Below are 20,016 nucleotides of genomic sequence, written 5' to 3' on the forward strand. Positions count from 1 at the left end.
CCGAATCAGGTTCAATTCATCGCCACCGGCCGCATCGTCCATCGATGCGGCCGGTTTCTTGTGCGCAGCCTGCTTCATTCAGGGCGCTGCGTTCTTCGTTGGCACGGACGCATCGAAATCAATTACTTGCACCGGAGCCTTGTCCGCGTCCATTTGATCGGGCAGCATATGGACGCGTCGGCCGGTCGAATCGGCAAAGTACAATCGCGAGGGCGACAATTCCGTCGGGTTTCCGTCCGCCCAAAACACAAAGAACGGATCCGCAGCGTCGACGGGATGCCGTACATAGTTGTGGTTGCGGATACTGTTTTCGGTCACCGCATTTTGTCGTTGCCACGTCGCCCCGGCGTCCCGACTGATCCAGCGAACGATTTCACCACCACCGTGGTCCGCCTGCGGTCCCGCGTCGGACGGAACCATCACGATCCACTGATCATTGTGAATGATCAGTGATCCCATGTCATAGTTGTGGTCCACCTGCGTGATCTGGTTTTCGACCCAGGCGGTGTCTGTCCAGCGAACCAGCTTCAATCGACGCGGCGCATTGGGCGGCCCCGGTTCATGTCCGCCGCTGGTGACGATCAAGCATGCCGGACGTCCTTGGTCATCAAAGACCATATTCTTCAGATACACATTGCGACCGTCCGACTCGTAATCACGGACTCGGCACGAATGGTCGACGTCGACAACGGGCGTTTCCACTGGGTTGCCTTCGACATCAGTCCAGGTGACGCCGCCGTCGTCGGACTGCAGGTAGTACAAATCCGTTCGCTTATCCACGTTGCCACCGGGATGTCTGTTGAAAAATGTCCCGATGCGTTGTCGCCATACGGCACTGGTTTGATAGTGTCCGCCGGCACGGTCCCCGTCACGAAGAATGCCCGCCAGCTTTTGATCTTCGGTCCAATTCCGCCCGTCGATGCTGCGTTCGATATACAACTCGCGCACACCGGTGTATTTGGTGAAAAGATGCACGAAGGGGGTTTCCAAACCATCGATCCACCAAGGCTGAGGATAGGTCAGTTCTTCTTCGCGGATTTGTTCGAACCCGTCGATCGAATACGGACTTCGACTGCGGTACTTGTATCCCGGCCGCGTTCGACCGCGTCCGCTGACAAAGATCCATAGATAGCCTTGGTCGTCAATCAACAGACTGGGGTTGTCATGCGGGTCGTCGACGCCGCCTTTGTCATGCACGACGACGGGGCGGGGCACTTGGCCGGTTCGGTGGTCGTAATACGACACCATGCACAACAGATATCGCTGTTCGTCTTCGGGCGCACCGCCGTAAACAAAAAACGTTTTGTCGACCTCGGGGCAGTGAACGGCCAGCGGAACATGCTTGGCGGTGTAAGTGGCCAGACCGCCGGAGTACTTGTCGCCGTAGGGAAAGGTCGGCTGGCGTCGCATCGGAATGTAACCGCCATCTTCGCCCTGTCCGTAAAACTGGCCCAGCGTGAACCAGATCCCACGATACCCGTTGATCCGGCGTACCGATTCGCCGGACACCGTCGATGGATTCGGGCCGACCTCTTGCGCGACGGTCGATATCGCCGGAATAGCCAACCCGACCAGCAACGCGACGGGACCGCACCACAAAAGATGACGACGCGGCGGCCCGATTCCAATTCCCGTCGTCAATGCTTGATGCCTGGCCATCGCCTTCTCGTTCATTTGCAGTGTTCTAACTTGATCGTGACAGATCAAAAATAAGCGATATTTCAACCGCCGGGGGCTTCGCGGATTCGGGGCCAGCGAATCACACGAAATCGGTTGCCACTTGGCATCCTTGCGGTACATTCAGCGGCATGACATCCATCGCCACAACGCCACCGATCATCCGTCAGTTGCCACCGAATTTGGTCAACCAAATCGCGGCGGGCGAGGTGATCGAACGCCCCGCATCGGTCGTCAAGGAACTGCTGGAAAATAGCATCGATGCGGGCGCCAAACGGGTCGAACTGACCATCCAAGGCGGCGGCAGTGAACTGATCCGAATCAGCGACGATGGATGTGGTATCGCCGATGCGCAAATGCCACTGGCGGTGACCAGCCATGCGACTAGCAAATTGCCGGACGATGAAATGCTGTTTCATGTCGGCACGCTGGGTTTCCGTGGCGAAGCACTGGCGTCGATTGCCAGCGTGTCGCAAATGACGATCCGCAGCCGTCCCGCCGACGCCGACATCGGCAGCGAATTGAACGTCCGCGGCGGCGTGATCGAAGGCCCGGCCCCCTGTGGTTGCCCGACCGGCACGGTGATCGAAGTCAAAAACCTGTTCTTCAATACCCCCGTGCGTCACAAGTTCTTAAAAACGACGCAAACCGAACGGGGACACATCACCGAAGCGTTCACGCGGTTGGCCCTTGCCAACCCCAACGTCCATTTCGTCTATCGGCAAGGCGAAAAACTGTTACACGACCTGCCACCGACGGTTCGCTGGGCAGACCGGATTGCGGCATTCTTTGGTGCCGAGATTGCCGAATCACTGATTCCGGTCCACAGCGACGATTCAGCCATCGGTATCGACGGGTTCGTTTGTGATCCGTCGGTCAGCCGCGGCAACAATCGGATGCAGTACCTGTTTCTAAACGGTCGACACATCCGCGACCGTTCGTTGCAACACGCCCTGGGTGAAGCCTATCGAGGCATGTTGATGGTTGGACGCCAGCCGATCTGCTTCCTGCGGTTGACCATGCCGCCGTCGATGATCGATGTCAACGTCCACCCGACCAAGCAGGAAGTGAGGTTCACCGATGGCGGACGCGTTTACAGTCGTCTGCTACAAACGCTTCGCCACCATTTCTTGACCAGCAATCTGACCCAACGCGTGGGCCCACCCGCACCGGTTGAACCACAGGCGCTGCCCAACAGCGGCAGCGAATCCGTGATGGGCATGTCGGTCAAAGCAGTGGACCAGCAACGTCAATCCGTCATCAATTGGGCACAAACGGGCCAAGATTCCACCAGCACCCCGGGCCCGATCCCGGACTTTCGTCCGTTTCCATCTGGCGGCGCGTCGACCGGATTGCCAAGCAGTCCGACCGTCAACGGCCCCATCGAAACTCCGGTGCAAGATGAAGCAACGGAAACACAATCGTCCACGGACGACGTTGCCCCGTGGGATGGTGACGATCCCAGCACTCCGGTGCAATTGCCACCCGATACGACCGAAGCGGGCGCCGCGTCACCAACGGTCAGCTATCTGGGTTCCCAGGTGCACAATCGGTACTTGGTCACGCAAGACGAAAAGGGCATGGTCGTCATCGATCAGCACGCCCTTCACGAACGGGTGTTGTACGAACGGGTGTGCCAGAAAGTCTTGCACAGCGGACAACGGTTGGAAGCCCAACGTTTGCTGGTCCCCGAAACCATTGCCCTGACTCCCGGTGAACATGCCGCGGCGTTGGAAGTTCAGGAAACGCTAGCACAGATCGGTCTGGAAATCGAAGACTTCGGCGGCGACACGATCGCAATCCATTCCTATCCGGCAATGTTGCCCAAACGCCCGCCGGGCGAAATGCTGCACGTCGTCTTGGAATCACTGCTGGGTGCCGGAAAGCAACCCGACCCCAAAGACCTGCTGAACCACCTGTTGGCGACCATCGCATGCAAAGCCGCGGTGAAAGCCGGAGATCCATTGACCAGCGAAGAAATCACCAGCCTGCTGGAACAACGCGACCTGTACCACGAAACCCATCATTGCCCCCACGGACGACCCACCGCGTTGTTCTTTAGTCTGGACGAACTGGATCGCATGTTCGGGCGACTGGGCCCCCGCGGCCGAAGCTAACCCGCGGTCACATTTGATTCCCAGCGATCCGCCCGTGCCCGACCTTCGTCAGGGCAAGCGCAGCCGTTCAATCGACGTTAACTCCGGACCGCCGCCACGATTTCCGCTGCCCGACGCGGTGTATAAGAAACCGTCGACTTCGACAAAGCCGCTGCCGTGACGCCCACGGTTCATCGACGGCCAATCCGACCATCTCTGTTGGTCGGTATCCCAAGCTTCGACTTCGTCGTGCGCCGATTTTTGGTCACCACTCTCGCCACCACCGACCAAGACCTGATCGCCCCAAGTCATCGCCATGTTGCCCGCACGCGGTGTCGGCAAATTGGGACATTGATCCGGCGGCAGCCAAGACATCGTTTCGAAATCAAACACATCCGCTTGATCGACGGTCAAACCGAAGACGTTCTTTTCCCGTTGATGAGTCGTCCGGCCACCGATCGCATACAGCCGATCGTTACAGACGACTGCTTGAAAATGATCCCGTGCGTGGGGTGCGTCGGGCAGCGTTTCCCAATCGCCCGTTTCCGGATCGTAGCTGTCCAGCCAGGGCTGAAAACCGTCAATGTGACCGTTGGTGATCCCGCCGACCAAATAGATTTTCCCGTTGTAATAGACCGCTCCGGCACCGCCGCGTCGTCGCGCGGTAGGGATTGGATGCAGAAACCGAAACTCATCTTCTTTCGGGTAATAGGCGACCACGCGTTCCAGCGGCGTTTCACCGGGATAGCGCCCCGTCATCGCCCCCATCAAGTAGATCACATCACCGACCACGACCGCTTGGAAGTGATGCAATTCCATCGGCGTGGGTGACATTGCCGTCCAACGACGGATCGCAGGATCGAAAACGTCGACCGGATTGATCCGCCGACCACCGATCAAAAACACTTTGCCGTCATAGGCGGCCAATGCGGCTTCGTGACGCGCCGTCGGCTGACCTTCCGCCTGGACGGTTTCCCATTGCCAGGGTGATTCCGCACTCACGACATCGAAGCCGTGCAATGCCGCGACAAACAAACAGCACCCGAACAACGCGAATGGTGCCGGCTTGTGATTCAATTTCATGACAGACTCAATTGGGTGTTGGATTGGAATCAAACTGCAAGCCGATACGGTCGACATACAAAACGGTCGGTTGATCCGGTTGCAGCACTTGCAGACTTAGAAACTTGATCCGGCTTGCATCCAAATCGCGATCATCCGGACCGGCGATCACTTCGTCGCGATGGATCACTAGGTGCGTTTGCTGGCCACGCGTCAGTCGCCAAGTCCGGCGAAAGGTGTCGGCATGATAGTCGGCGTGATGCTGATCAATCACCTTCAATACAAAGTCGAACGATTCCGAAGCGGACTCGTCATCTACCAAAACATCCAATTCCAAGGTGTCAAAGCCCGACCAGTCCGTGGGGACATCGATCAGCGTCGCGGCCGGATGCGGTGATACCGAAAACACAACCTTCATCGACTGTTGGCCGTCGGTCACACCACGCGTCGAGTGTTCGACACGACAATCGTCGCAGTGCCAGCGTGCCAAACCTCGCGGCGATTCGAACGAGGCCAGAAGCGGAAACTGTGTCCTGACGCGGGCAAAATCCAATAGTTCGGCAACGGGATCTTTCCACGCCAGAAACATCGCAAACACGGAAAGCCCCAAACATCCGACCATCCAGCGCCGACGATTGGGATGATTCCATTGACGCAGCAACACATACAGACTGCACCCCGCCACGATCCCCCAGCCGTTGGCCAATGCATCGTGCAGCCGCCCGGTGCGTCCGGCCCACTGCTGAACCACTTCCATCGTCGCGCCGAACAGAAACCAAGCCGTCGCGACGATCAGCAGGCGAATCCAGACGTGCTGGGAACGATCATGGATCGGCCACAACCGCCCAAGAAACACCAGCGTTCCCAGTGCCAAACCGCCGAACAGCGGGGCGTGAACCAAATCGCCCAGGGCCGACGAGGCGCGGCTGTCCATCGGCACCGGCATCAACAACAACCCCACAACGGCGATGACCACCAGCAACCCGACGGTGATCGCGCGGATCAACGAAACGATCGGCAGACGATCCATCGGTGCGGTCGTTTCCATGGTGTTCGAATCCCAAGACGGCCCGTCGCACGAACATTCGATTCGCACGACGGGCTTTCGGTGTGTGTGTCCGACCCGAAAATGCCCAGGCGACCGTGTTGCCTGGCAGTCAAGCTGGTTTTCTAGGCCCATCATTTTTCGCGGGGCAGCTTCGGCCAGACGATTTTGGACCATCGGCTCCGGGCCGCCAAAGATCTTCTGCGACAGTTCCGCACCCAGCCCCCCAATTGCCCCAGGCTCTTGTTAACATGTCCGGATCGCCCGATGTCCGCCGTCGTCATCGATCTGCCGGTGCAACAGGATACAAGCGGTGTGATCGCATCGTCCATGACGCGTCGTGATCACCGGTGCAACCTGGGCCCCACCTTGCATCTTGCCCTTTTTTGAATTGATTCCCACCCTTCGGAAGGTACCCAACCATGAATACGTCTCGTCGCCGCTTCCTGCAAACCACCGCTGCGGGTTCCGCCGTCGCAATGTCCGGTCCTTTGCGTGCCGCCGACGACAACGGCAAACTTCGCTTGGCGGCGATCGGGGTCGGTGGCAGTCGCGGTCGATACAACCGGGGACGATCCATCGCGTTGTCTGCCGCGGGATTCGCCAACATGATTGCCGTTTGTGACGTCGACGACTTGCATGCCAAGGAGTTCAACGAAGAACACTTTGGCGGCAAGCTGAACACCTATCGCGACTATCGCGAATTGCTGGAACAAGAAAAGCCGGACGTCGTCACCATCGGTACCCCGGATCACTGGCACGTTCCGATCGCCATTGCTGCCCTGCGCAGCGGCGCGCACGTCTATTGCGAAAAACCGTTGACGTTGACCATCGACGAAGGCAAACAGATTCGGAAGGTTGTGGAAGAAACCGGCAAGGTGTTCCAAGTCGGCACACAACAACGCAGTGCCAAAGACTTGTTCTTGACCGCGATCGCCATGGTCCAAACCGGACGCTTGGGCGACAACGTCAACGCCTATGTCGCGATCGGTGGTGCCCCCGAAGGCGGACCGTTTGACGTCACCGACGCCCCGAAAGACATCGATTGGAATCTTTGGCTGGGCCCGGCGCCCGACAAGGGCTATTGCGAAGAACGTCGTCGCTTCTTCCGTTGGTACTTTGAATACTCCGGCGGCAAGATGACCGACTGGGGTGCCCACCACATCGACATTGCCCAGTGGGCATTGGCCCCCGGCGAAACTGGACCGGTCAAAGTCAGCGGTAAAGGACAGTTCCCCAAAATTGTTCCGGACGATTACAACTGGGAATCGTTCCTGAACGGCGAAGCGTCGTTGCCCAACGGTTACAACACCGCGATGAAGTTCAATATCGAATTGACCTATGAAAATGGTTCGGTGTTGAGCGTCAATGATCACTACACGCGGGAAAACGACAACGTCAACTTCCCCAACGGCATCCTGTTCGAAGGCGAAAAGGGTCGCATCTTTGTCAATCGTGGGAAACTGGAAGGTCGCCCCGTGGACGCGTTGACCGACGCCGACCGTGCCGAACTGGATGAGAAGATCACCGAGCTTTGCAAAGGCAAGAAGCCCGGTGGTCACATGGGCAACTTCTTTGAATGCATCAGCGACGGCGGACTGCCGATCTCCGATGTCTGGACGCACCATCGCACGATGACGTCATGCCACCTGTGCAACATCGCCCTGATGCTGGGCCGTGACCTGACTTGGGATCCCAAGGCGGAACGTTTCGTCGGCGATGAACAGGCCAACGCTTTGTTGAGCCGTAAGTCGCGTGAAGTCGCCCGCACCTAACGCGGCTCGCCCCGGGAATCGGGCGATCCCCCCGCACTGCCGCCTTGCCGATCGCGTTATGATCACAGCATGAACGGTCCGATCGCCCAGCCCCAGCTTTCTAAACCGCATCGGCCACGCACGACATCGTCCTGCGTGGCCGTGCTGTGTTTCGTGTCCCTGTGTTCGTTTTTTCTGTCCGCAAACGTCGGCTGTAACCGTACCGACGAATCGGAATCGACCACCAGCCAACGACGCCCGGAGAGCTTTCGAACGAAGTTTTCCGCATTGAAACGGGCAAAGAATTGGGCTGCCGCCGACGAACTGGTGCTGTCCGAACTGATCCGCCGCCCCGACGATCCGGATCTGTTGTTGGCCGCCGCCCAAGTGTCGCTGGAACGTCGTGATTGGGATGCCGCGATCGAACGCTTCAACGACTATGCGATCGCATCGGAAAACCAGTCACGCACCATCGCCGATCCGGTATTACTGCAGTGGTCCCAAGCGTTCTGCAACAGCGGACGCCTGGTCGACGGCATCCAAGTCTTGGCCGGTCACGCGGGGAAAACTTCCCACTCGGCGGATCTGCACCGACGGCTGGCCGAACTTTATTCCATCGTCGGTGATCTCCACGCCAGTCAAGCTCAGCTGCATCAATTGGTTCGCCAGCGTCAGATTCGTGGCGATGAATTGTATTTTCTGGCATCGTTGAAACAGCGTTACAAGGAAGACCCCAATCTGCTTCGATTGGCCGATACTCTGCAGCCGAATGATCTGCGTCCACAGCTAAGTCGGGCGGTCGGGTTATGGATGAGCAAAAAGCCCGACGCGGCCTTGGAGGTCACCGATCCGATCGTCCAAGAACATGACGACTATGTACCGGCGATCGGCTTTCATGCGTTCTTGTTGGCGGAATCGGGACGGCTGGCTGATCTGGCTGCATTCGTCACGGATCACCCGCCGACGCAAATCAATCACCCAGATCTTTGGTACGGGGCGGGCCTTGCCGCGCTGGCCGGTGGGCAATCCGACTGGGCCGCGAAGTGTTTTGCCGAATCATTGTTAGCCGCCGAACATCACTCCCATCTGCCGGCGACGCAGCTGGCCATTAGTCTCAGCCGCGCTGGTCACGAGAGCTTGTCACAACAAGTCGCCGACCGTGCCAAGATGCTGCAAGAATTGTACAACCGTTGTTTGGCATATTTCGAAGAAGGCTTGCCATCACAAGCCAACAGCATTCGGATTGCCGAGATCCTGTGGCAATTGGGACGTCATGACGAAGCAGTCGGCTGGTCCAAGATCGCCGGGAATCTACAGCACGATCCGGCCGACGATTTGACCAAACGACAGGCTGCGATCGACAAGTCACCGCCTCGCCAGCGATGGGCATCCGCCTTGTCGGACTTTGCCGAATCCGTTTCTCCACCGGACGAAATCACATCCCTGGCCACATCGATGACAAAGCCGAGTTCGGATTCGGGCGATGACTTTGGCGAAATCCTGCTCGTCGACGAAACGCAATCCCGCGGTTTGGAATTTCAGTTCGACACGGGCGAACCGACCGGTCAACTGGCGGTGTGGCTGCACCAGATCAACGGCGGTGGGATCGCCGCAGCCGACTTTGACCGTGACGGTTGGGACGATATTTACTTGTCCCAGGCCGGCAGCGACCCGCTGAAATCCAGCCCCATTACAGACCAGCTGTTCTTGAACCGGGACGGCAATTTTCAACGCGCGTCCCTAGCAACCAAACTGGACGACTATGGCCAGGGGGTTGCCGCTGGCGACATCAACGCTGACGGATTCCCCGATCTGTTTGTCGGAAACATTGGTCCCAACCGCGTCTTGATCAATAACGGCGATGGACAGTTCACCGACGTGACCATTGCGTCGGGAATTCGTGGCAGCCACTGGACGTCCAGTGTTGCCATTGCCGACATCAACGGTGATGCGATCGCTGATCTGATTGAAATCAATTACTGCGTCTTGGACGACGTGCTGAACCGTCCCTGCCACAGCTACACCGGTGTCTTGGGTGCATGCCCGCCGGTCGATTTTGACGGGGATCCCGACAAGGTTTGGCTTGGCAACGGCGACGGCACCTTCCGCCTGGATGAATCCTGGTCATCGATTGACCAGGCGGGACGCGGACTGGGTTTGGTGGTCGCCGATCTGGATGCCACCAATCCTGGCTTGGAAGTGTTCGTATCCAACGACATGTCGGCGAACCACTTTTGGCGGCGGCAAAACAACGGCGTTTGGTCGGAAGAAGCCGTGGTGCGTGGGCTGGGCTATGGTGTCGGCGGTCGCGCCCAAGCCTGCATGGGCATTGCCGTGGCCGACCCCGACGGCGATGCCGACTTGGATCTGGTGGTGACCAATTTCAGTGAAGAAAGCAACAACTTTTTCGTCCAGCAGTCACCGGGGTTGTTCGGCGATCAAACCCAAGCCAGCGGCTTAAGCGGACCCTCCACACCGGTGTTGGGATTCGGTGTGGTGATGTCGGACTTCGACGCCGACAACCGGATGGATTTGTTCGTCACCAACGGACACGTCAACCAGCCGATCGATCCCAACGACACGATGGCCCAGTATTCCCAGCTCTTTCGCTATGACCAATCGCGATGGATCTTGGATCACCAGACATCCGCCATTAGCGAATCGGCGGCCGACGACGCACAGATCGAACACGGTGAATCACCCAACGGGTACTTTGCCGCCAAGCACGTGGGTCGCACCATCGCGACCGCGGACTTCGATCGCGACGGCAGGTTGGACATGATGGTGGGGCATTTGGGTGAACCCACACGTCTGTTGATGAACCGCAGCCCCCAGCGTGGACGCGTCGTTTCAGTATCACTGGTGGGCACGCGTTCGCATCGCGATGCAGCGGGTGCGCGCATCGAAGTCAAAACCGATCAACGGACCGTGACGGGACATCGCATCGCCGGGTACGGTTACTACTGCACCAACACCGCGAACGTTGGGATGATCATCGGCAATGACGAAACGATTCAAGAAATCGCGGTCACTTGGCCTTCGGGCATCCAGGACTCGTTCGTCCCCGAACGAAAACCTTCCACGTTCACGGTGATCGAAGGACAGGGCAGTGTTGCCCGAATCGGTCCGCGCTAGTCCCCGGCTCTCGGTAATAGCGGTGCTTATTGAACGCTGGCTGGGTTAGGCGCATTGAACGCCGGCGGTGTTAGTGCGACGTCGTCTGAATTCGCCCCAGTGTTTCCGCAGCGTTCAGGTGTGCCTCTGCCTTTTCCGGATCATTGTCCTGGAAGTAAAACGCCAACAACTCGTGGGCCGCGATGAAGTCCGGGGAAAGCCGCAGCGCCGTCTCGGCTGCCTGGATACTGCCGTCGTCGTCACCGGCGTTTCGAAGACAGAGTGCCAAAATGTAGTAGTCGTTGCTGCGTTGACGCAACTTGACCAATCGCTCAAACGCATCCAATGCGGTCGCGTTGTCTCCCGCCTTGAATGCTTCGGTGCCCAAGATTTCCAACGCAATGGATCGTAAAGCATCATTGTCGGGTTCATCAATCAATGTCCGCGCCATCTGCTGAGCCACCGGTGATTGTTCCATTTGGTCGGCCAGCAACATCAGTGCGTTTCGCATTCGACGATCGGCTTTGCCTTCACCAACGGCTTGCATCAAGGTCGTGGACGCGTCGACCAAAACGTCCTGAGCTGGTTGGAACGCCGGATCATTCACGGACAATTCAATCGTCGCGATCGCCCGGCGACGATCGATCTCTGCTTTTGAAAGCGTATCCTGGTTCAAGATCGCATTCAGTCCGCCCTCCGGTCCAGACTGCTTGTTCTGACGCGGTCGCCCCTGATCGTCGAAGACCCCGATGGTGTGATGATGCAACGCTGCGTGCACGTCGCGTGTCGGCAAGCTGGGCATGTGACATTCCGAACAATCGTTCCGGTTCCTGTCCTGACGCACCGCCAAGTCGACACCACAAGATTCGTTGCTGTGACATTGAAAGCAAGCTTCGCGATACAAAGCCACACGTTCGGTCGGTGATTCACGATGATGTGGGTCATGGCAGGTCACACAGGTCATGGTTTCCGATTCGATATAGCAACGGCTGTCGTGCAATTGTTCGACATGGTTGACGATGCGGTGACTGCCGTCCCCGGCAATGGCGAAATCAGTGCGGTTGGCAACCAGTGTTTCACCCGGTCGATAATCCCACACGTCTTGACCGGTCGCGTTCACGTACATGGCGGCTTGCAGGTGGCATTGCTGGCACACTGCTTCGGCCGCATCACGGCTTAGGTTCGCGGGGTTAACGATGGTGTCTTCGACGTCCGTATCCCGGCCTTCGTCCAGTGCCGTCATCACTTCGGCATGCGACTGACCTCCCCCGTGGCAACGTTCGCAACTGATCCGCATTTCGCTGACACGAAAACGCAATTCGTTCTGCGGATCTGGTTGTGCTTGTCCCACGTGACAGAACACGCATTCCTTGACGATCAACCTTTCAAACGCTTGATGGGCGTTTCCCTCATATCCGGGTGACATGGCCCAGCCGACACCCTCGGCGTACCAAGTCAACGGCGATTGCATCATCCACCCGTCGACTTCATAGGCCGGCGTGATCCCATGAATCCCAGAACCAAAAGCAAAATCCATGCGACGCCGTGTCTGACTGATCGGTTCCCCCTCGGGGTCCAACAGTGTTTCCACATGCCACTGTGCATCGCCATCGTTTTCCACCGAATAGGTTCTCGATGTTGGCTGATGAACCACGCTCGCTTCGGGCAACTTGGCCAGACGGTCCGCCATCGTGAAGCTTTGGAAGTGCGCCGTCTTCACAAAGCTGTCGTACTTGTCCTGATGACACCCACGACAATTTTCAATACCGATATGTCCCGGTGGTTTGTCCTGCAGCTTGACCAATGTCGGTGCCGATCCACTGTCGACTGGCGGAACCGAAAGCGTCGCCTGCCAGTGCATGACTTGCCGGTCCGACACACCGAACAAGCCGAACCACCAGCCCAGTGTGGCAAACAACGCCAGCAAGCCCACCCCGACAACAATCCATGGCCGCCGTGACCGCGTTTCACCCTGCTGGCGGTTGACGCTTGTGGTTCGGTCGACGCCGTCAGTTCCGGCAGATTTGCGATGCGGGCGTTTCGATCGACGCTGTGACATTCCGGTGCGATTGGATGAACGTGTGACGCGGGTGGATCGGGGATTCGTTCAATGATGGTGGTGGTGATGATGACCGTCGTGGGACGAAACAAACGGATGGTGCGGATAGGGCAGCGTTTCGAAGTCGGTGGCGTCTTCGGTCACGCGGATGAACTGGTCCACCGGAATGTTCGACCAAGACTGTGTCCGGCCACTGGTGGGCCAGTGAACCTCCAGGGTCGCAATTTCTGTGGCCTTCCCCACACCGATATGTTGCCGAAGCGGATTGCAACCGAAACTACCACCGCTGCTGACCCAACGATACACACGACGTTCAGTCCCATTTTCGCTAAACGTCAACGATATCCGGGCACCGATCGCACAACGATTGGATTCCGTCCCGACCAACTGAACCGCAAGCCAATGGTTGCCAAAACCCGGGTTTTCAAACAGTGCGTTTCGAAATGGGTCTCCTTTGAACCAGCCACCCAGCTCGTGAAAGACGTCTTGGTCGCCATCCTGGTCGATGTCGGCAAAAACGACGCCGTGTCCCTTTTGCAAATGCCCAAATCCGCCCGCCGCTGAAACGTCAACGAAGCGATCACCATGCTGATTCAGATACATCAAGTTGGGTGAAAGGGCTTCGAATTCGGGATAACCGGTTCCCAAATAGAAATCCAAAAAGCCGTCGTTGTTCAGATCGCCAAAATTGCATCCCATCGGCTGGGTCACAACGGACAGCCCGACATCTTGGCTGACTTCTTGGAATGTGCCATCGCCCGCATTGCGGTACAGATGGTCGTGTTCCGATTGGTGGTCTTTGCCCAGATAACTGGCGGCAGTCAGACTGATGTCCTGCCAATAACTGGTCGCAAACAGGTCCAGCGCACCATCGTTGTTGTAATCCCAGAACCAGACCGGAAATCCCTTTTGCGGCCCGGTCACACCGGCCGCCAATGCGACATCCACGAATGTCCCATCGCCCTGGTTTTGGAACAGTCGATTGGCTTGCTTTAGATTGGAAACATAGATATCGGGCAGATCATCGCCATCGAAATCGCCCCAGGTCACGGCTTTGCTATAGCCGTCGTCGTCGACCCCTGCGGCGGATGCTACATCGATGAACGTACCATCGTTCTGGTTTTGAAACAGTTGATTGGGATGCTGTTCATTCCCGATGTACAAATCCAAATCACCATCGCCGTCATAGTCGGACCAGGATGCGGTTTGCGTTGGAAAAGCATTTTCGGCTAAGCCGGAGGGAAACGTCACATCGACAAAACGTCCGCGTCCATCGTTCTGCAACAACGAATTTGGATGATTGCCCACATCCATCAGCCAACCGCCACGCAAAACCAAAATATCCAGGTCGCCGTCGTTGTCGTAATCGGCGTGCATCAAATTCAGACCACCCAAGATGCCGATCAGATTTGCCGCTTCGGTTTCATCCACAAATCCACCGGCCCCGTTATTACGGAAATAGCGAATTTGCCCAACCGGATCCCAATCCGAAACGACAATGTCCAGCAATTGATCGCCGTTGAAATCGTCAACGATCGCACCGCCGGCCAACGTTGTGATGTCCAAACCCAAATCACCGGCACGATCAAAGAACCGCGGAAATTCAACGTCGGCACCATCGGGGATTGGGATCCGCCATTGAGGCTCAACGCCTTCGGGATATTCTCCCAGTGTCATGACCGCGAGATTCAACAACCAGCGTGTTGTCATATCGTCCGGCTGTTTGCGCAACACTTGCCGAAACAACTCGGCGGCCCTGGTCGATCCCGTCGTGATCGTATGAACGCCGCTATCACGAATCGGTGCCAAACAACTATCGATCGTATGATTGGCCAGACAGTTTTCGTTTTCTCCCAATCGCAGATACGCCATTCCCAACTTGAATCGAATCGAAGTATCCACGGCGTCGGGAATTTTGCCGCCGGCCGATTGAGCCAACTTCAATGCTTCATCCAAGGTGACGATGGATCGTTTCGTTTCACCCAAACGCAAGTAGATCTCGCCGGCTAAAGCCAAGGGTTCGATTCTCGCCAGACTATCCGGCGGCAACTGCTCGGCCTGCTGCAACAGTTCGTTCAAACGATCCTGTTCACGGTGGGAGTGGGCCGGCCCCACCGCTTCTTTGATCTGCTGCAACAATTGCAGCATCGCTTGGTGTCCGACCGGATCTGCCTGCGATGCGGTTTGTTCGTCCGGTGATCCGCCGCATCCGGCAATCAGCATCGCCAACCCCAACAGACCGGCGCGAACCGCCAAAGCAACCGTGTGGGCTGCACAAACTGCCGCGTGGGGGCACGAATCATTCGACAGCATGACGTACCTGAAAAACGAAAAATGCATCCGGGGCGGAACCCCATCGGCCACCGCCTGCCGTTGATTCTACGATTTCTCCGCCGCTCCACCGCGTCCCAGACCCACGATTTCCAATAATCGCAGGGCATTGGTGGTCGGGGAAACGCCCTGACGCATCTTGTAATCGAAAGTCATTTCTTCCTGACCGTCATCGGTGGTTTGAATCGTTTCACGGAAATGCACGGTGCTGGCCTTTTCGGTCAAACCAGGATCTTCGGCCAACTCCAGATCATGAGTGCTGATCGCGCCGATCGACTGACAGTCGACCAGTCGCTGCAAGACGGTCGCGACGGCGATTTGCCGCTCACGGCTGTTAGTTCCCTGCAAGATCTCGTCCAATAAGAACAACAACGTGCAGTCCCCCGACTTGGCCAACCGCTCGGCCTGTTCGACGACCGAACGCAGTCGATAGAGTTCAGCCATGTAGAACGAAACACCTTCGGCCAAACTATCCGTCACGCGAATACTGGTCCCCAGTTCCAGTGTGGGCAGCGCAAAGTATGTCGCGCAAACGGGCGCACCCGTGGCCGCCAAGACGACATTCAAACCGATGCTGCGCAGCAAAGTGCTCTTGCCAGACATGTTGCTGCCGGTAACCAGCAAAAATGTCCCCGCCGGTCCGACGGTAACATCGTTGCAAACCCGATGCTGATCATCCAACAACGGGTGTCCCAAACGCGTTGCGGAAACTTGTTTGTCAGCGGATGACTGCCAATGGGGAAAGGTCCAATCGGACTGTTCGTCGCAAACGGCGGCCACCGACATCAAAGCCTCCAGGTCACCCAGGGCATCAAACCAATCGCGACAAGCGTTACCGTAATTTTGTTGCCAGTGTTCCAGTCGACGAAGCACTCGGACGTCCCAAAGCCCGAACAGTTGCAGCGGCAAATACAACAAGAACGTGGCCGCCGATTGTTTCAACGCTCCCGCCCGTGCGATCAACGACAAATCATGCATGCCTTGTTTGGCGGACCGTGGTCCGTCCAACACGCGCGACCGGATCGACATGGCCAGTGGCGACGCATCGTTGCCGCCGGGCAACCACTTGGCGTGTTCAAACATCGCCGCGTAACTGGCAACGCTGCGGCGACTGGTCAAAGCGACCGACAAAATCTGGTGCACCGGTGCAAGCAACAGTGCGCCCAGCAACGTGTTCAGCACCGCCAGTGCAAACAACACGATCGCCCCATACTTGGCCAAGTCACCCGAACTGGCAAACACCCATCCGGTCAGCAACAACAAACCGCCCGACAATGCGATGAGCAATGAAACGTTGGCATAGGCATACAACCATCGGCGGGATGAAAGCCAAGACGGTCCCGTCGCCCAATGCTGAAATGCTTCCGGGTCACCCGACATCTGACTGACCTGATGCGCCAAACAGTGAAACTCGATCCGCTCATCTCGCTGCTTTGCCAATACCTGCGCACACTCGGTTCGTGCCTTGGCCACATCGGCATCCGCTCGCCCCACCAGCCACGACGCCAAGGCACGGTTGCCCATCGCCGTCTCGGTCATCGACAGCCAACGAAACAACGACGCACGACCGAACAGATCCAGGTCGGTCGCGGTGCTGATTGCGTGGTCGTCCAGATCCAAATCAGCCGTCGTAACCTTGGGGGACAGCTTTTCCAGCTTGACCCAATCACGCCGCACCCGTGCCATCGCGCGATCCAGCACTCGTTGTTGTTGCCGATGGTGCTCGATCGCGTCACGGATCGGTTCGTTGTAGATCACCGCGGCCAGAAACATCGCAAAAAACAAGGCGCCGGCGATTACAAAGACGGTCGAAGACTGGGCAAATGCCGCCAGAAACCCACACGTCAAGACGACCAAGAACAAGCCGACGCGTACATGGCCGATGCGTCGGTCGCGACGATCCAAATCGGCCAGAGTGGCTTGTAACTGATCCCATCGGGATTGATATCGATCGATCGCACGATCGCTTTGCTGATCCATCTCGGTTCCTTTCCGCCGGCCTTGGTCAGGCCGCACTGGCGGTCAGTCGGGATGCGGCGTCGACCAAACGTGAACGCGGACTGATGACTTTCAAAGCGACACGGTCTTGCAGATTCGGACGAAAGATCGTCAACAGCAACATGGGCAAGAACCAAGCCAAGTACATGCCGCCACCGTACCCATGCCAAAACTGTGATGCCACCATCACCGCGGCGGTGCAACTGATCAGGGTGCCGAGGTTTTTCTGTGCGGGCCAGATCGCCAAGAACACACTTAAAATCACAAAGCCCACGATCACCGGCAATCGCCACACCGGGTTCCACCCCAATTCCCAAACGCCCCGTGGATCCGCCTGTGTCGGCAACCAAAGTCCAAACATCTGTTGCAACCGTCCGCCGAACGTGTCTGATCCGCCCAAGGCCAACAGCAACATCAACATGACCAGCATGGATGCCACCCCAGCACCGAAGCGACGCGCACCGCGTTGCCAATAAAAGCTGAACCAAAGCGGCAACAAGAACAGCGGGTAATAAACCAATCCGGCGGCCAAGCCCAGAAAGATGCCTGCAATCATCGGTTTGCGATACGTCAAAATGGCCCACAACAACAACGCGGCCGGAACCGCATGATCGACCCTCCCGGTCATCTGCGCCGTGTAAGGCACTAACAGATACAGCAGGGCACAACCGGTCCCCGCACAAAGGTTTCCGAAATGGCGTTTGCCGATCATGACAATGGCCACCACGATCGAAAGCTGGGCCAGGATCGCCAAGACCTTCGCGATGGTCGCCACACGCTGCTGACGTGGCGTTAATTCCGAAATGGTCCGGGGCATGTCACCGCCGACCGATTCGCTGACAGGTCGCGTCGGGATCGCGGGCAACATGTTGATCAACGCATACCCGGGACCAAGCTTGGGGCCCTGTTCTTGTTGAATCTGCGGCGTGCTGGTGACGACGTTCGCCATCATGAAGACGAACAACGATATCCCGATAAAGTTCAATCCGCCGGTGGTCAAATTGGGATCCAACAAGGGACGCCGAACCATCAACGGGTCCAACAACAATCGCACCAGAATGCAGGCTTCGATCACGAACAACCAAATGAAACCCGAGCGTTTCAGCGTGATCCAGGAAAACGTTGTCGCGTCGGTGGCAACGGAATCGATGTCGGTCGGATCGATGTCGATCGTCTCCGCCTGGGTCGCCACCAAAGCATCGGGCGTCGCTGCCGTGGCGGTGGCATCGCCAGACTCGGTGGCGGATGGATCAACCGTCGTCTCGTCGGCAGCCATTTCAGTGCCGGCCACAGAGGCGGTTTCCGCCCGCGGATCGGTCAATTCCACGGATGCCGATCCCGTGATTTCTGTCTCGGGACCACCGTCGTCGAGATCCGCATTTTCGGCTTCGCTGCCATCAGCGGCGGGCTGATCCCCCGGTTGGCCGCCGGACGTATCGATCACCGCGGCTTGACGCTGCTTGATTTCGCGTCGCTGACCTTCGTGGACCATCAACAATCCCGGCGCCAGCAAGATCAACAGGACGATGTCCAGATTCCGAACACTCCAGAATCGATGAAAGACAAAGTACAGACCGATGGTCAAAAACGACGACAGGTACACCCATGTCGTCGGCTCTGGTCGCCGATAATACAGCAGCAATTCGCTCATAGATTTTGTTCCCCGGCCGATTCCCCAGGATACTCTCGTCAATGGCCGGTGAATACCGTCGACCACCCGCCCCGGCGATCCTCGGAATCGCGTCTTGTCCCCAACATCGGTTGCCCCGGAATCCAGTCGATCAACCGAAACACGTCAAGACAATCACGCCCAACAGGATGCCCGCGATGCACATTGCCTTTGCCGCGACTTGGCGTTCTTTCAACGCACCGATTCCATAGATAAACGCCACAACCACGCTGCAGCGACGCAAGGTGGAAATCACCGAAATCAACGCGTCGCTATCCGCCACGGCGTTGAAATAGACCAGGTCGGCGGCCAGCAACAATGGGCTGATCAGGCAAATACTGCGTCGCCACTGCAGCGGCATCCGGCGTCGGTCCATCCGAAACCACCACAGAAAACATGGCACCATCGCGGGCACCAAGTAAAGCGTGAACCAAGCCTGCAGGGTCGCCACCGGGATGCCCACGGTCTGCAACAAGTACTTGTCATAGATCGAACTGACCGCCCCGGTCACCGTCGCCAACATCATGCAGGCGACCCACCGATCACGGATGAAATGGATGCCTTCGCGACGACCCACAACCGAAAACATCCAGAACGAAAACAAGACGATCACAATCCCGGCCCACTGAACCGTCGTCGGCCGTTCGCCGAGCACCACCGTTGCGATCAAAATCGTCCACAGCGGGCTGGTCGATCGAATCGGTGCAGCGATCGATAGTGGCAAATGCTTCAGCGCAAACAGCGCGAACGTCCATGACGAAGCCACCAGAACACTTTTGGCCACCACCAACCAATGCCCACGAACGTCCAGCGGTTCAATGGCCAGCCAAGCGACCGGCTGTGACGTGGGATCGACGAAGTACCACACGACCAGCGGCAACCACAACGCGGCACCGATGGACGTGCTGATCAACAACACCGCGGGCACCGCGTTGGCCGAAGCCGCTTTCTTTTTGCTGATGTCGTAACAACCCAGCAAAACCGCGGACACCAGTGACAGCAGGATCCAGTTCATCGCGGCATCATCGGCCCCGAACCCGAAACTGTTAATGGGGGTCCACCTTGCACCGAAGCCTCCCCCCGCATTCCCCAATGGTCCGCCGGTGCTGGAAAGCGGATCCCAAGCCGCCACGCTGTCAGAATCGAGCCGCCACGCTGTGACAACCAGATCGAACGCTGGGGCTGGGGCGAATCTGCAAACCATTTAGAAT

General features: G+C 57.6%; 11 protein-coding genes. 3 read left to right on the plus strand and 8 right to left on the minus strand.

The window, feature by feature from the left end; translation table 11 throughout:
* Nucleotides 1-78 precede the first annotated feature (78 nt).
* Nucleotides 79-1,674, minus strand: a complete 1,596-nt coding sequence (locus HFP54_RS21850) for a BNR-4 repeat-containing protein (protein WP_235952164.1) — start codon at nucleotides 1,672-1,674, stop codon at nucleotides 79-81.
* 134 nt (nucleotides 1,675-1,808) lie between these two features.
* On the opposite strand from HFP54_RS21850, the gene mutL reads away from it, so the two are divergent.
* Nucleotides 1,809-3,794, plus strand: a complete 1,986-nt coding sequence (gene mutL, locus HFP54_RS21855) for a DNA mismatch repair endonuclease MutL (RefSeq protein ID WP_168566778.1) — start codon at nucleotides 1,809-1,811, stop codon at nucleotides 3,792-3,794.
* A 48-nt stretch (nucleotides 3,795-3,842) separates the two neighbouring features.
* On the opposite strand, the gene HFP54_RS21860 is transcribed toward mutL, so the two are convergent.
* Entirely contained in the window at nucleotides 3,843-4,856 is a 1,014-nt protein-coding gene (locus tag HFP54_RS21860) for a Kelch repeat-containing protein (protein WP_168566779.1), read from the minus strand.
* 7 nt (nucleotides 4,857-4,863) lie between these two features.
* On the minus strand, nucleotides 4,864-5,883 hold the full coding sequence (locus HFP54_RS21865; RefSeq protein ID WP_168566780.1) for a VanZ family protein: 1,020 nt from the start codon (nucleotides 5,881-5,883) through the stop codon (nucleotides 4,864-4,866).
* A 419-nt stretch (nucleotides 5,884-6,302) separates the two neighbouring features.
* Here HFP54_RS21865 and HFP54_RS21870 point away from each other — a divergent pair, with 419 nt between their 5' ends.
* The gene (locus HFP54_RS21870; protein ID WP_146416037.1) at nucleotides 6,303-7,655 is read left to right on the plus strand and encodes a Gfo/Idh/MocA family protein; all 1,353 of its coding nucleotides are present in this window, start codon (nucleotides 6,303-6,305) and stop codon (nucleotides 7,653-7,655) included.
* A gap of 69 nt (nucleotides 7,656-7,724) precedes the next feature.
* Nucleotides 7,725-10,769: a CRTAC1 family protein gene (locus tag HFP54_RS21875; RefSeq protein WP_168566781.1), complete on the plus strand. Its 3,045-nt coding sequence runs from the start codon at nucleotides 7,725-7,727 to the stop codon at nucleotides 10,767-10,769.
* 70 nt (nucleotides 10,770-10,839) lie between these two features.
* On the opposite strand, the gene HFP54_RS21880 is transcribed toward HFP54_RS21875, so the two are convergent.
* From HFP54_RS21880 to HFP54_RS21900, 5 genes are all read right to left on the minus strand, one after another.
* A complete protein-coding gene (locus HFP54_RS21880; RefSeq protein WP_168566782.1) occupies nucleotides 10,840-12,807 on the minus strand; it encodes a cytochrome c3 family protein in 1,968 nt (655 codons plus the stop codon).
* A 48-nt stretch (nucleotides 12,808-12,855) separates the two neighbouring features.
* A complete protein-coding gene (locus tag HFP54_RS21885; RefSeq protein WP_168566783.1) occupies nucleotides 12,856-15,120 on the minus strand; it encodes a CRTAC1 family protein in 2,265 nt (754 codons plus the stop codon).
* Between the two features lie 66 nt (nucleotides 15,121-15,186).
* Entirely contained in the window at nucleotides 15,187-17,118 is a 1,932-nt protein-coding gene (locus tag HFP54_RS21890) for a MutS family DNA mismatch repair protein (RefSeq protein WP_168566784.1), read from the minus strand.
* Nucleotides 17,119-17,143: 25 nt separating this feature from the next.
* Complete coding sequence (locus HFP54_RS21895; protein ID WP_168566785.1) at nucleotides 17,144-18,787, minus strand: hypothetical protein; 1,644 nt, start codon at nucleotides 18,785-18,787, stop codon at nucleotides 17,144-17,146.
* A gap of 130 nt (nucleotides 18,788-18,917) precedes the next feature.
* Complete coding sequence (locus tag HFP54_RS21900; RefSeq protein WP_168566786.1) at nucleotides 18,918-19,820, minus strand: EamA family transporter; 903 nt, start codon at nucleotides 19,818-19,820, stop codon at nucleotides 18,918-18,920.
* Nucleotides 19,821-20,016 lie beyond the last annotated feature (196 nt).

This window comes from Crateriforma spongiae, from assembly GCF_012290005.1.
GTDB classification, from domain to species: Bacteria; Planctomycetota; Planctomycetia; order Pirellulales; family Pirellulaceae; genus Crateriforma; species Crateriforma spongiae.

Bases quoted from the DNA above. Each gene is read 5' to 3' on its own strand.
- HFP54_RS21880 (WP_168566782.1), bottom strand. From the start codon at position 12,807: ATGTCACAGCGTCGATCGAAACGCCCGCATCGCAAATCTGCCGGAACT.
- HFP54_RS21890 (WP_168566784.1), bottom strand. From the start codon at position 17,118: ATGGATCAGCAAAGCGATCGTGCGATCGATCGATATCAATCCCGATGG.
- HFP54_RS21870 (WP_146416037.1), top strand. From the start codon at position 6,303: ATGAATACGTCTCGTCGCCGCTTCCTGCAAACCACCGCTGCGGGTTCC.
- HFP54_RS21900 (WP_168566786.1), bottom strand. From the start codon at position 19,820: ATGAACTGGATCCTGCTGTCACTGGTGTCCGCGGTTTTGCTGGGTTGT.
- mutL (WP_168566778.1), top strand. From the start codon at position 1,809: ATGACATCCATCGCCACAACGCCACCGATCATCCGTCAGTTGCCACCG.
- HFP54_RS21860 (WP_168566779.1), bottom strand. From the start codon at position 4,856: ATGAAATTGAATCACAAGCCGGCACCATTCGCGTTGTTCGGGTGCTGT.
- HFP54_RS21850 (WP_235952164.1), bottom strand. From the start codon at position 1,674: ATGAACGAGAAGGCGATGGCCAGGCATCAAGCATTGACGACGGGAATT.
- HFP54_RS21885 (WP_168566783.1), bottom strand. From the start codon at position 15,120: ATGCTGTCGAATGATTCGTGCCCCCACGCGGCAGTTTGTGCAGCCCAC.
- HFP54_RS21895 (WP_168566785.1), bottom strand. From the start codon at position 18,787: ATGAGCGAATTGCTGCTGTATTATCGGCGACCAGAGCCGACGACATGG.
- HFP54_RS21865 (WP_168566780.1), bottom strand. From the start codon at position 5,883: ATGGAAACGACCGCACCGATGGATCGTCTGCCGATCGTTTCGTTGATC.
- HFP54_RS21875 (WP_168566781.1), top strand. From the start codon at position 7,725: ATGAACGGTCCGATCGCCCAGCCCCAGCTTTCTAAACCGCATCGGCCA.